General features: G+C 44.0%; 12 protein-coding genes and 1 CRISPR repeat array. All 12 genes read right to left on the bottom strand.

Going from position 1 to position 14,259, the window contains the following annotated elements; translation table 11 throughout:
* Window positions 1-77 precede the first annotated feature (77 nt).
* A complete protein-coding gene (locus DYC63_RS08030; protein ID WP_245888086.1) occupies window positions 78-1,073 on the bottom strand; it encodes a glycosyltransferase family 90 protein in 996 nt (331 codons plus the stop codon).
* Entirely contained in the window at window positions 1,064-2,035 is a 972-nt protein-coding gene (locus DYC63_RS08025) for an AEC family transporter (protein WP_115218747.1), read from the bottom strand. Before DYC63_RS08025 ends, DYC63_RS08030 begins: the two co-directional genes overlap by 10 nt.
* A 232-nt stretch (window positions 2,036-2,267) precedes the next feature.
* Window positions 2,268-4,347: direct repeats of the CRISPR family, unit length 32 nt; unit sequence GTTTCAACACACGCACCCCTGCGGGGTGCGAC.
* A gap of 197 nt (window positions 4,348-4,544) precedes the next feature.
* A complete protein-coding gene (gene cas2, locus DYC63_RS08020) occupies window positions 4,545-4,838 on the bottom strand; it encodes a CRISPR-associated endonuclease Cas2 (protein ID WP_115218746.1) in 294 nt (97 codons plus the stop codon).
* A 31-nt stretch (window positions 4,839-4,869) separates the two neighbouring features.
* Window positions 4,870-5,883, bottom strand: a complete 1,014-nt coding sequence (gene cas1c / locus DYC63_RS08015) for a type I-C CRISPR-associated endonuclease Cas1c (protein ID WP_115218745.1) — start codon at window positions 5,881-5,883, stop codon at window positions 4,870-4,872.
* Window positions 5,884-6,759 (bottom strand): PIN domain-containing protein, encoded by an 876-nt coding sequence (locus tag DYC63_RS08010; RefSeq protein WP_147284947.1) that lies wholly within the window; start codon window positions 6,757-6,759, stop codon window positions 5,884-5,886.
* On the bottom strand, window positions 6,735-7,010 hold the full coding sequence (locus DYC63_RS13390; protein ID WP_115218743.1) for a PIN domain-containing protein: 276 nt from the start codon (window positions 7,008-7,010) through the stop codon (window positions 6,735-6,737). The genes DYC63_RS08010 and DYC63_RS13390 overlap by 25 nt, the downstream gene beginning before the upstream one ends.
* A 19-nt stretch (window positions 7,011-7,029) precedes the next feature.
* Window positions 7,030-7,629, bottom strand: a complete 600-nt coding sequence (cas4, locus tag DYC63_RS08000; RefSeq protein WP_342769727.1) for a CRISPR-associated protein Cas4 — start codon at window positions 7,627-7,629, stop codon at window positions 7,030-7,032.
* A 97-nt stretch (window positions 7,630-7,726) separates the two neighbouring features.
* On the bottom strand, window positions 7,727-8,095 hold the full coding sequence (locus tag DYC63_RS07995) for a hypothetical protein (RefSeq protein ID WP_115218741.1): 369 nt from the start codon (window positions 8,093-8,095) through the stop codon (window positions 7,727-7,729).
* A 40-nt stretch (window positions 8,096-8,135) separates the two neighbouring features.
* Complete coding sequence (gene cas7c, locus DYC63_RS07990) at window positions 8,136-8,978, bottom strand: type I-C CRISPR-associated protein Cas7/Csd2 (protein ID WP_115218740.1); 843 nt, start codon at window positions 8,976-8,978, stop codon at window positions 8,136-8,138.
* A 15-nt stretch (window positions 8,979-8,993) separates the two neighbouring features.
* On the bottom strand, window positions 8,994-11,009 hold the full coding sequence (cas8c, locus tag DYC63_RS07985) for a type I-C CRISPR-associated protein Cas8c/Csd1 (RefSeq protein ID WP_115218739.1): 2,016 nt from the start codon (window positions 11,007-11,009) through the stop codon (window positions 8,994-8,996).
* Window positions 11,006-11,740: a type I-C CRISPR-associated protein Cas5c gene (gene cas5c / locus DYC63_RS07980; protein ID WP_115218738.1), complete on the bottom strand. Its 735-nt coding sequence runs from the start codon at window positions 11,738-11,740 to the stop codon at window positions 11,006-11,008. Before cas5c ends, cas8c begins: the two co-directional genes overlap by 4 nt.
* Before the next feature lie 22 nt (window positions 11,741-11,762).
* Entirely contained in the window at window positions 11,763-14,198 is a 2,436-nt protein-coding gene (gene cas3 / locus DYC63_RS07975; RefSeq protein ID WP_115219495.1) for a CRISPR-associated helicase Cas3', read from the bottom strand.
* Window positions 14,199-14,259: the final 61 nt, after the last annotated feature.

Raw genomic sequence — 14,259 nt, 5'->3', positions numbered from 1 at the left:
CAGCCTCATGCCAAAAGCATGAGGCTGAAATATTCAAATAGCTCTTATTTTAGAAAGTTTGTGAATAATCACATTTATCATAATTGCCCGGAAAGGCGAAAATATTTCTCCATCACTAAAAGACTCAACAAACGCTCCTTATCTTTATCCATAAATTGCTGCATCCACATCTGCGCATTATGAATAATATCTAAAGCCGCCTCCGGATGACTCTCGAAATAATCCAATTTTTCTTCTATATCGGCATAATCATCGCGCAACAACACATAATGCACATTAGGTTCTAAAGCGCCTTCCATCAGCCAAGTTTCATAACGCGGCCTACACATAAAACAAAGAGAATTGGAATAGAAAATCCATTTTAAATTAGTCGCCACATCATTACCCTCAATACTTAAAATATATTTATATTCTAATTGCTCAGGAATCGTTAAATAAGAACCATGATAAGCTTTATCACGCGATTTTTCATGCACGCAAGCCACATCCAAACGCGGCAAATGATGATAACGCTCTAAAAAATCTAAGCGATGCGTTTGATGTGCCGCACCGCGCCATAACAACATAGACTTTTTCTTTTTAAAAGGGATATGATCGGGCAGAACATAAAAATGCCGAACACTATCTAACTTCAATAGAATAGAATTTTCATTTCCCTGATTCATAATAGGGCGACTTTTCACAAAACTTGGTACTTTCGGCACATGAATAACATCGCCAAACTCATAATAAAATCCATTATTCTCAGGAAAATAATGCAATAAAGGTGCTAAATCATAATAATAAGCAGAGGGTTTTTGACGAGGAAAATTGCCGCAATAAGCATCAGGATTATCTATATAAAAACTTGAATTCAAGCGATGATAATAATCACAACGCGATAAAATGCGTACTCTCTTATCATCTGTTAACTTTTCCATATCTGCCAATACGTTTTTATAATCCTTTTCTAGCAGAAAATTCGGCAACAATTCTAAACCCGCATGAGAGAAATAAAACGCAAATTTATGCAGACGACGATGATAACGACCTAATTTTTTAGCCAATAATGAATTCATATCAATTACACCCAATCTAAAGCATAAAACAAAGCAATTAAAGGCGCTACTACAAGCAAAGAAGCAGCGGTCGTAATAGCAATAATATTCGCCGCCGCTATCGCATTGCCACCCAAAGCCTTTGCCATAATATAGCCGGCATTTGCCGCCGGCACAGCGCCCATCAGGCATAAAATCGCCAAATCACGCCCTGTCAAACCCAATAATAAGCCGCAGCATAAAAAACATAAGGGCGATACTAGCAAACGTCCCACGCTTGCCCAAACCGCCATTTGCCCGGCGCCGAAAATGCCGCGCAAATCAAAAGCCGCACCAATGCTAATAAGAGATAAAGGTAGAGTCAAACGGGTAAACAAATCGCCGAAAGAAAACACTGCTTTCGGCAATGGTACATGCAAAATCTTTAAGAAAAAACCGCATAAAATGGCAATAATTAACGGATTTTGCAGCATCTTTTTCAAAAGCTGCATCATGCTTTGCCAAGCGGAAAACCCCGCCTGCTGCTGCATGGCTTTGTTCAGGCAAATCACGCTTAATACATTAAGCTCCAGAGCAATCGCACCCGCTAAAATACCTCCGACTTCACGCCCGTAATCACCATACGCTTGAATAACAAATGCCAAACCTAAAATGGCTAAATTACCGCGGAATACTCCTTGCACAAATACACCTCTATCCGCAGGAGAAGCTATCATTTTATTAGCAATTAAACTACTGACCAAATACAGCAAATAAGTAGCCAAATAACCTGCCGCCACTAAACGCCATTGCGACATCAGACTTTCTTGACTTTTCAAAATACTGAAAAATAATAAACCGGGAATTCCGTAACGATACAATAAAGCATTAACATCTTGCAAAAACTGTTCACGAATTTGACCGCTCATTCGCAACCAGCGACCTATCCAAATCAAAGCAATCAAAGGAAAAATAATATTTCCTGCAAATAACATACCTTGCCAAAAATCTTCTATCATATTTTTTCACATATCATTTATACAAAAAAACAATATCAAAATAAAAATCTATAAACATCAATAAACTTTTAATATCATGAATATCGAATTAATAACTTAAAAACACCTTATCATAAACATAAACTCAATAAGATTGAATGTTTTGAATTACTAATTTTATAGATATTTAATTGTAACACAGACCTCTATGAGGATGACTTATGGTTTTGCCGGTACCCATCTCCCCATTGAGATTTCAACACACGCATCCCTGCGGGGTGCGACTCATATCAGGAGTAAAGCGATAACTAGTCACGGTGTTTCAACACACGCACCCCTGCGGGGTGCGACTTTTTATGCGCGGATTTACGCTTACGCGTAAAAGTTTCAACACACGCACCCCTGCGGGGTGCGACCTCTCTAAGCTCTAGCCGCTCGGCGGCATATACTGTTTCAACACACGCACCCCTGCGGGATGCGACTTTTCTCCCATTGGTTATTACCACTGGTAACAGTGTTTCAACACACGCACCCCTGCAGGATGCGACCGGTGATCCGCCCGCCATGCCCGACCGTCCCAATTGTTTCAACACACGCACCCCTGCGGGGTGCGACCTAACTGGGGTGTCCAATCATTATAACCTCGATGTTTCAACACACGCACCCCTGTGGGGTGCGACGGCGCAGATTACTTTGCCTGTCGGGATTAGCTCTGTTTCAACACACACACCCCTGCGGGGTGCGACCTGCCCCTTCATATCTTTTTCGTATACAACGTCTGTTTCAACACACGCACCCCTGCGGGGTGCGACGTCTGACCGCTGTCCGTAGGACTAGCAATAGGGGTTTCAACACACGCACCCCTGCGGGGTGCGACTGGATTTGCGACAGCGTCGCATCCAGTTTTGCAGTTTCAACACACGCACCCCTGCGGGGTGCGACCTGCCGCGCACCGCGGCGGTAGAAGAGGCACTAGCTGTTTCAACACACGCACCCCTGCGGGGTGCGACGCGAGCGCTATTGCCTGCAATCGACTAGCAAAACTGTTTCAACACACGCACCCCTGCGGGGTGCGACCCGGCATATTGTTTCGCCATCGAGGTTAATTGCCCGTTTCAACACACGCACCCCTGCGGGGTGCGACTCGCCATCCGAGATAAAGCCTCATGCCGTGTATCGTGTTTCAACACACGCACCCCTGCGGGGTGCGACTTGCCGCCACCCTGCGGGGCGTTGGCAAAGGGATGTTTCAACACACGCACCCCTGCGGGGTGCGACATCCGCAGAAAGCCGCAATCAAAACCCATCATATGTTTCAACACACGCACCCCTGCGGGGTGCGACTAACGGCACCTCATCATTAATAAAATCATTATCAGTTTCAACACACGCACCCCTGCGGGGTGCGACCTCACCGGCAGACAGGGACGACCATATCCGCCGGCGTTTCAACACACGCACCCCTGCGGGGTGCGACCCGCCGGTGCGCTTCCAGACCACATCAGTAGGTCGGTTTCAACACACGCACCCCCGCGGGGTGCGACTCCGGCGACAGCGCCGCCCTTAAACGGCGAAATTGTTTCAACACACGCACCCCCGCGGGGTGCGACCTGGATGATGACTACTACTACCCAGACGAATTAGTTTCAACACACGCACCCCTGCGGGGTGCGACGGCGAGCGCAAGAAAGGCAAATTCCACGCATTTGTTTCAACACACGCACCCCTGCGGGGTGCGACGTCCCAACTGGTTACGCCATAAACCTTTGATTGCGTTTCAACACACGCACCCCTGCGGGGTGCGACTCATATAAATTGTCGTAGGTCACGTCGCGGTGTATGTTTCAACACACGCACCCCTGCGGGGTGCGACAAAATCACACTGGAATGTGCGCAAGACGTTTTCGGTTTCAACACACGCACCCCTGCGGGGTGCGACGACTGTACGCCTTGACGGTCAAAGTGATGTTGATGTTTCAACACACGCACCCCTGCGGGGTGCGACTTGCGCAAGGTCGATGAGCAGGTGGCGACGTATTGGTTTCAACACACGCACCCCTGCGGGGTGCGACAAGTGGAAGCGCAAGCCTGCGCATAATTTAAAGTTTCAACACACGCACCCCTGCGGGGTGCGACACAGTTTCAATCGCCGATTTTGCGCAGTGTCGAGTTTCAACACACGCACCCCTGCGGGGTGCGACTTTTGCCACGCTTGAGGCTAAATATGCGGCGATGTTTCAACACACGCACCCCTGCGGGGTGCGACTTGACTAATACCGTCAGCGTTAAATATTGGAATATGTTTCAACACACGCACCCCTGCGGGGTGCGACTGCCTCTTTGTAAAGGCAGGATTTCTAAGGCTTAATATCAGCGGTATCGCTAAACTAAGTCTTAAAAAGACTATCATTATAAATGGACTTAAGCAAGATCGATATTGTGAGATAATTCATGAGATTATTTTATCGCTAAGCTAAGGGGGTTTTAATGTGAACTCCCTTTTAGCGATGGTTATTAAGGTTGATTGATATCACAAAATTAACACATCTTGAAAGACATCCACCGCAGGTTTTGCGCCGTGATGTTCAACTTTGTTGTGCCATTTGCTGCCCAAATGGTAGAAGCGCAGGCTGTCTACGTCGGGATTGTAGATTGCCAATAATTTGTTTTTCAGCACAACCCACTGGTCTGGCGCGATGTCACATTCAAACACAGAATATTGCACACGCACGCCATAATCCAGACAATGTTTAGCAATTTGGCGTAAGCGTTTTTGTCCGTCAGCATCGTCAAGCGAAATATCGTATGTAATCAACATCATCATGATTGTTTCTCCTTTTCAGGCTGCCTGAAAATTACCGCATCAAAAACGGTGGATATTCCGCCAAATCGCCACGCAAATGCCTTGTCAGCAACATCGCTTGAATATGCGGCAGCAAACCGATTGCCACTTCTTCCTGCAAAAACGGGTGGACGATTTTTTCTTGTTTTTTGTTTTGCAATGTTTGGAAAATGAGTTTGCGCGCATCGGCTTTGATATTGACCGCACCACTGGCTTCTTGCGTGAAATCTTGCGCTTTGATTTGCCCGCGATTTATCAGCGACAACACCATTCTATCCACCCACCACGCGCGGAATTCTTCCAAAATATCCTGCGCCAAACTGTCGCGCCCCGAACGGTCGGCGTGCAAAAAACCGACTTGCGGGTCAAGTCCTACGCCTTGTAATGCGCCACTGATGTCTTTTCCCAATATGCTGTATAAAAAAGACAATAATGCGTTTACACCATCGCGTGGCGGTCGGCGGTTGCGCCCGTCAAAGGTCAAATCGCTTTTTTCCGCCAACAAATGCCCAAATACGCCAAAATAACGCGCCGCCGCATCGCCTTCAATACCGCGAATGTTATCCAAACTGTCCGCGCGTTTCAGTTGCTGCAAACTGGCATTGAGCGCGGCAATAGCAGCCTGAACCGCTTCATTTTCGCCATGATTGCGGATTTGGCGTTGCAAAACGCGTTTGCTGGCTTGGATTTTGGCGGCGATGATGTTGCGGGCAATCGGTATCGGGTTGTTTTCTGATTGACGATATTGCGCGCGCCGCAACAACACATTGCCACTTTGACGACCGACAAACCGCCCCAAAAATCGTCCATTTTCAGTGAAAAATGCCAAATTCACCCGATATTCACCGCAAAATTCCAATAAAAACGGCGACACCAGCACATTCCCAAAACAAAAAATATGCCCGATGGAATGAATAGGCAGTTGGGCGACTTTTTTGCGGTCTTGCTCCACGACAAGGGTTTCGCGTTCTTTGTGCAGGTAAGTGCCTTGTGTGGTGATGTAGAGGGTGTTTTGGAGTTTTTTCACTTAATAATTACCTTCATCATAATCCTCAAATGGGTGAACGTAACCCATATCTATAGTAACATCAGTATGAGTAATTTCTATTTCATTTATATCCATTGATTCCAAACCATTTATAATATTACCTGTTAGTGTTATAACAATTTCTGTACTAAATGAATCTTCAATGCTTTTATGGCTAGAGCCTAAATTAACATCATCTTTATCAATAGAATCTTTTACAAAAAAACAAAAACTAGCTTCAGCATAATAATCCACTTTACAATCAATCATTATTGTAATTGATTCTGAATCTGAATCTGAATCTATTAGGCGTATATTCGAAATCTCTATTATTTCATTTACTTGAATCATTTCATCATCAATTTCATATTGAAATGGAGATTCTGCGTAAATTTCAGATATATATAATTTTGCTTCTATCTCTTCTTTAATATTTTCCAAAAATAAACTATAAGGTTCCTTGAATAAATTATTTTGAATATCAATCACTAAATCTTGCAATGAATTATCACAAATTGAACGTAAAGTTTCTATCGCAGTTCCTAAATCATCTACCACATCAATCCAATCTTCGTTTTCTGCAAATTTTTTCCAATCCTTATCATCGCTAACAGCCAGAATCATTTGATTATTATCAACAGCCCATTTTTTAAATGCCAACAAAGCTATTGCATCAGGAAATTCATTTTTCTTCTTACCAGATTCTGAAAATGGTGCTTTACAAGAAAAATATAAATTTATTAATTCATCAATGCTAACATTACCTTCTGATTCAATGATATTAATATCACAATCATTAATAAAATCTCTCCATAAATTATTCGTAAACATATCATCTTGATTATGAATATTTAATAGCTTATTTTTATGTAACAAAATCTATCATCACAACCCAAATAATTAGATAAATCATCGTCTTTGGTTGCTGATTTAATTTTTTCAATAACCTCCATTTTTTTATTTAAATGCTTAATCACCTCTCTTTCCACAATATCACTTAATATAAAATTGATTGGTAGGTCTTTGAATTGTTTAAGCGTAGCCAACGCACCTTTTTTAAGCTTAAGAGCATTTTGGTCAAATATGCTTGTATCGATTGTTAATGCAGTATATTTTTTTGTATTCATAAAAATTCTCAAAATAAACTTACAACTCCCCAAACAACCCCTTCACATACCCCACCGACCTATCCTTCTCCAACAACTTCGGCTGACACATCTCCACCAAAGAACAGGCTTTGCAATGCTTGCCATATTCAGGCGGCGGTGTGGTGCCGCTTTCCAATAATGCGCGGACTTGGGCAATGATTGCCAGCGTTTGCTGTCTGATGCCGTCTGAAAACACCACAGGCAAGCGGTGGCGCGTTTGCATGTACCACAACGCGCCATCGTTGATGGTTTGACCGGTCATTTCTTCCAAACACATGGCTTGTGCGCAGAGTTGGATTTCGTCCATCAATACGGGTTTGGGTTTACCGCGTTTGTATTCCACGGGTTTCAGGCTGCCTGAACGTATATCGTGTTCAACCATATCCAAAATACCCGACAAGCCCAAATGCTCCGCCGAGACGTGCACGCTGCGTTCAAAGCGCACACCTTTGCGAGTTTCGGGTTCGCCTGAATCAACGCGTTCATGCAGAGCTTTGCCTTGTGCGGTCAAGAAATTCTCCGCCCATGCTTGTTCATTGTGAATCAAGGCACATTGACGCGGACAAAAGGCGTAATGTTGCAGGGCGGAAAGGAGAATCGGGTGACTTTCCTTTGTCCCATTTTTCCCTGCAAGTGATTGTTTTTTGGTAGAATTTTTCAAATTTACTTCCTAATCAAATAGGTTGTATGAAAAGTTATAAGCAAAAGATTTTTTCTATCCAAACATCTTTTTTGTACGGACCGTGAATACTTTTAAAACACCCTCTGCTTTCAACACTTCTATCCAAATTTTGAACCAGCCAATCCACTACACAAATGATTTTATTCGTCTCAGAAATAACTCCTTTAACAATGCCGATATGTAAAATTTTTATTTCAGACGAACCTTGTCCTTTCATACGTTTAATTGCAATTCTATCACCCACTTCAATTTTCTCTCCTTTCGCAAATTGGTCAGGCTGCTGAGACGATTCCCATCCCAACACCCAATAACCGTTTTTTACAAAAAATTGATCTTGATGATCTTGTCCGCCCCAAGAAGCCCCAACTAGCCAATAATTCATACTTATTCTCCAAAATCTATGAATCTACAAACTACTGTATTTAGAAACCGTCTATTTCTTCGGGTTTTAATCCATCAAGATTATCCAATTGATAGCTGCCGTCAGTATTCATTTTCAGGCTACCATGCACTTTGGCAGAAGAATATTGACCTGATTTACAGTTGTGTTCCCACCAAATCAATTTAAGCACTTGCATGCTGCCTTCGGGACGCGCCGATGATGCATCGCCTTCAAATAATTTGCTTAAAACAGCTTTGATGGTTTGAGCATCACCATCAGAAAATCCTGTACGCTCGGCAAGTTGTGGCGACATGGCACCAAAAGCCACATAAACACCGCTATCAACACGGTGTTTCATGCCCATGGTATCGGATGCTTTTTTGCTGCCATCGCCTTCACCACTCACGCTTTTGGTAATTTGGGTGCTGGTTACGCTAACAGGTTCAATACTGAATGCCGAATGCAGGGTTACAGGCCCACGAACGGCAATCGATACGCCCGCGCCATCATTGCTTTTACCGAAAGCGAATACTTGCCCGAAGCTGCGCACGTCCAGCCATTTTTCACAGGCTTTTTTGGCGGTCTCATCACGGCTTGATTTTTTGGCGTTAAATGCGTCTGCACCCAAGCCGACACCTTTGTCTTTGGCACGGTTGGCAAGACTGGTCATGCCGTCTGTTTTCTTTTCATCGGATTGTACGAAAATGCTTTCGCCTGCATCTTGCAAGCGGTCGCGGATTTTGCGTTTTAAACACACATCGGTGATTTCGCCAAAACCTTGAAAGTCCGTACGCGGACGGTTGCCGTTGAGTGGGTCGCCGTTGGGGTTGGCATTTTTCACGCGAATGATTAAAGCGAAGTCAATTTTTTTGCTTAAACTCATGGGAATGCTCCTAAATTAAGATGATTGGGTTGCGTTGTATTGCTCTTTTTGCTCGGATTGGGCAGATTTGCGGTAAGCCATTTTTTGGCTGTGGTAACCGAGTAAAAATTCGCCATCAAGCGGATTGTCTAATGAACAACCAGTTTGCTCTTTTAATTCATCTAAAACAGACATGATTTCATCCATTTCTTTCTCACGATTTTCCAAAAAACCTGCATAGTGGTTGCGGCGTAAGCGATTCTTATAAGGCTCAAGGCTTAACTCTAATTGTAGCCAAGTGCTTAAGGGACGCACAGCAAAACGTTGCATATAGCGTTCAGCATTGGTGACACGGTTTTCATCGGCAATTCTTAAAGCAGTGCTTTCCAATTTTTCCGCCACTGCCAATAATCTGCCAAACAAATAATCGCGTGAGCGGTTTTCTTTATCTAAACTCATGGTATAAGTTCTCCGTTCTGATGAATCATGATGACGGGCGCGCCAGCCTTTATACAAAGCGCAAGCAACCCCAATATTGCGTTGCCATTCCCAGTTTTCACAGCCATTTGGATTACAGGCTGCCTGAAAGCTTTTTTGTACCAAATCATAGGGAATGGGTACAGTCAAACCGCCAGCAATCACGGGCAACAGGCGGGCATACAGTTGTTTTTTCAAGTTGTCGCTTAACGATGCGCCATACACCGCATGGGCAATCGCAAATGGCGATGGTGGGGTAAATGCCCAAACAGTCCGTTTTTTATCGGATTTTTTGGCATCGGGCTGTTCAATGCTGTAACGTTGATACCACGCGAAATCGTCAATCCAAGCATCTAAATTGGCAAAATAATCACTGGGCAAAAATTCTTGGTAATAAGTCAAAGCCATGCGACCGGGAGTAGCCGAATCAAGCATCAGCAGAGAAATTTGCTCATGTTCGTCCAATTTGGCTTGATAACCGTGCAATTTTTGTTTAATTAACGCTGCGGCTTGCTGCCCAAAATTAACCGACCAATCCTTTTTATTACCACTCTCATTTTTTTCAGGCTGCTCATTTTCATCAGTCATGCTTTCATCAACGCTGGTATCCAAAGCATCAATATCACTAGCATAATCTTGCAATGGCGAGGGTACTTTCTCACCACTTATCGCCCATGCCACCGTAACTTGCTCACCGTTGCGAATGCCTTGTCTATGAATTAGCCAACGCAATGCACTATGCGCTTTGGCAGAGACTTCCGCGGATATGCTTGCCGCTTCTTCCGCCGTTTCAAACTTGCCGCGATAAGTGTAACCATCTGTATCATTAGATGAAATAAGTTTAGCCTTATCGCCTGTGTGGCGCAATTTGGCTGGGTGCATGGCGGCAATCGGCATTTCTTGACCTTGAACCAAACAAAATCCGCGCTGAGCATCTGCCAAAGCCAAATAATCCGACCATGATGCTTGCACACTGCTATCTGTCCACGTATCGCATTGTGGGTCGCCGACAATTTGCACCGACCAACACACCAGCGCTGAGCCGAATTCAATTTCCCCCTTTGTTTTTGGTAAAACTGAAAAAATGGCTGGCGCATCTCCTTCTTTATCCCACTTACTCAAAACCCGCTGTTCATCATCAACAGGTAAAACGCCAACCCGAACCAAATCGGCAATCACGCTGCCTTTTTGCACATAATTCAAGACCGCCTGTACCTTAGGATGCGCCGCAGAAGAATCGCACCACGCTGCCAACTGTTTCAAATAGCCATCAAAATAAGATCTTTTCTCACCGCCGTAATCAGGATAATCTTTTGCCACATATTGCAATTTATCCGCCAAAGGATGTGGTGCTTCGCCACTGGTGCGGTTTTCTGATGATTCTGTCGCGGGCAACATAATCGCCGTTTTGGGCGGCATGACGTTTGCCGTCTGAAAATCGCCTTGCCCATTGATGATAATCATAATATGGGCATTTTGCATGGTATGCCCAATCGGTGTCAAAGGGGTTTCATTGCTGGTATTCTGTTCCGAAACCGCTTCATACGTCCGATACAATTTTTGAATCCACGTCATAATCCCAACTCCTTGGCTTCTTCTTCCACAAGTTTGACATTTTCGCCACGTTTAAATGGTTTTTCGGGCTCCATGTCGCGAATACGACGAATTTTCAGGCTGCCTGAATCATGAACGCTGGGAAATTCAACCACACCATACACCATTTTTGCCGCCCAAAAACGGCTAATCAATTCATGTTTGCCTGTTTCTTCAGGATAGCCAAAACTGTGGAACATCAACCCAAAATCCACATTGTCGATTTCATCGTAAAAACCAGCTTGCCCATCACGGCTCGGGCTGTTGAATTCGCACGGCTCAACATAACCCTGACAATCACGCGTACCCAAAAAAATATCCTGCCGCCCGCCGCGTTCCAGCATTCTTCGGGCGATTGCCATATGTTTACCAGAATTGCGGTCGTCTTTAAGCTCTTCCCAATTTTCATTCCAAGTGAAATACGCCTCAACTTGATATTCCACATCTTGCAGAAAGGTGTAAATGGCTAAGGTATTGCCGCCGTTCCAATCTTGCGGTTTGGTGGATTTGCTTTGAGTGCGAATGGGCTTCATCACCCGAATGCGCTTGATGTGCCAAATCAAGGTCGGTTTCCAATAAATGCTTTTTAAAATACCTTTAATCGCTTCATAAGTCGGCACATGATAAGTGAATTTTTCACCGCCGATTTTGGTAATCGGGTCGGTGAACAAGGCTTGCTTGCCCCAGACCCGAAAAGTAATGGTATCACTCATAAATCGACTCATAAATTGCTCCTTAGAAATTCAACAGCGACCTTTCGCCTGTTTCATCAACTGATAAACCGTATTCCGAAGTGTAATGCTCTTCTTTTAAATAATAAATATTTGAGCCAGCCTGAATTTCCTGTATCGCTTGCTGATTAATTAAACTTTGCCACACATTCGGAAAAACATTCACGCTAAATTGCTGTGCCTGTGCCAACAAACCCGACATTTGTTTGGGCTGCCATGCACCACATAATTGGGCAATCAAATCAACGCCTTTACCATACGGCACAATGACGGCGCGTGTCGGTGCATCAATTGCTTGAAAGGCTCGTCCTGCGCTTTTAAAAGATTGCATCAATAAAGGCAGTTTCGGGCGACGGCGCATATTCTTTTCCGCGTAAACATTCAAAGCATTATCCGATAACCAGTCAAACAAACTGCCTGATTTGCTTTCTTTCAAGCGATAGGTCATTTCATCACTTCTTTGATAAAAATAGTAATGGAAATATTGCTGGATTGCCTGCGGTGTCAAAATCTCATTTTGCCCCACCTCGCCCAACACCCTTTCGCCACATAATTGCCCTTGATGAATATCAGGCAGCACGGTGGCAAAATTCGGCTCTTGCAAATTCAACACAAAAACCTGCCCTTTGTCTGCGTTTTCGCCATGACGATTGCAACGCCCCGCCGCCTGTGCAATCGAATCCAAGCCACCCAATGCCCGTACCACACAAGCAAAGGAAATATCCACCCCCGCTTCAATCAACTGCGTACTGATGCACAACACAGGTTTACCCGCTTTCAGACGACATTTTATTTCATCAAAAATCGCCCTGCGATGAGCCGAACATTGATTGGTACTTAAATGAAATAACGCTTTTTTGGGAATATGGCGTGTTTGGCAATATTGATATAAATCGCTTGCCCATTTTTTGGTATTGACAATAAACAAACAGCTTGAGGCAGCCCGAAATTGCGTCAATAAAAATTCGCCCGCACTTTGCACATCATAACCGCCCGTTTTCGGACAATAATTCACTTCCACTCGGGATAAATCGTTAAATAATTGATTTAAATTTTCGCCGCCCATCAATTCATGATGATGCGCCAATTTCACTTGCCCCCACTGCGAATGCTTTAATTGATGCAACAAAGGTTGTGTCGCGGTACACAACACCGCGCTGCTTCTACCAAATTGATTCAACCAATTCAACACATTACAAAACAAATGCACACATTTAATCGGCAAAGTTTGAATTTCATCAAAAATCAGTACACTATTTGTCATGGCATGTACATGCCGCGCACCGCGCGTGCCGCCGCCAAACCAGGCATCTAAAAACTGCACCATCGTCGTGAAAACAATCGGTTTATCCCAATTTTCAGATAACAATTTATCTTGCCAGTTTTGCTTTTCGGGTTCAAGGTTAGAATGGTGTTCCAACACCCAGTCTTCACCCAAAATATCGCGGACGGTACTGGCATTTTGGTCAATAATGGACGTATAAGGAATGATGTAGATAATGCGGTCAAGATGATGTTTTTGAATGTGATGCAAAGCATAACGCAGACTGGCTAGGGTTTTGCCACCGCCTGTTGGCACGGTCAACGTGTAAATGCCCTGCGGGTCAGTGGCACGTTTCAGGCAATCATCGGAAATTTGTCGGCGAATTTCATCAATCGGATAACGCATTTCAAAATTTGCCAAATGCGTTTCCAATTTATCAATGGCTTCTTGCCAATCAGGAGATTGATTCAGACGGCGGAATGATTTTTGCTGTTCGCGCTCAAAATCGGCGCTGTTGATGCGGTCGGCATCAATTAAACAACTAAAAAGAAATCGGGTTAAACAACCCAAATAAAATTCCTGAATTTTCGATGTATTTTGAATTTCAGGCTGCCTGAAAAGCGGAGAAATGAAAGCCAAAAATTGTTTGACCAATGCTTCCACAGCCAGATTTTGCGCTTGTTGAAGAACGGCTGGCTCGGCTTTATTAAGGCATTCTTGCAAATGGGTTAAATCATCAGATTTGCGCAATCGTTTCAGCCATACCGCATCGCCTTCGGGACTCAAACAATCAATCAGCCCTGCGCCGTGATGCGAAGCAATGCACAAACCCAGCATTTGTCCAAGCAAATCACCGATGCCATTTTTTTTGCCAAATTTGCACAATGTTTGATAAACCCACTGCGCTCCTGCGGTGGAATGGTCAACTTTTTTACCATTGGGCAAGACATAATCATTGTCAATATCGGCATCCGAGCTTGTCATCGCCCGAATATAATCCTGAAAATCCTGCGCGTATTTACCAAAATCGTGCATCAAACCCAACAATTCCCCTGCATCTGGCAAATCCAATTTGCCTGCCAATACCCGCGCAAGGGCAGCCGTTTCACTTAAATGGGTTTGTAATGATTGTTCGACACCGTCTGATTGACGAACATGGGCGATAAATACTTCCATAAAAAATCTTACATCAATTTCAGGCATTACATTATTCAAATTCAGCTTAATATAATTATCG

Source organism: Suttonella indologenes (assembly GCF_900460215.1).
In the GTDB taxonomy this organism is placed as follows: Bacteria; Pseudomonadota; Gammaproteobacteria; order Cardiobacteriales; family Cardiobacteriaceae; genus Suttonella; species Suttonella indologenes.
This window is presented reverse-complemented; position numbering and strand designations above follow the sequence as displayed.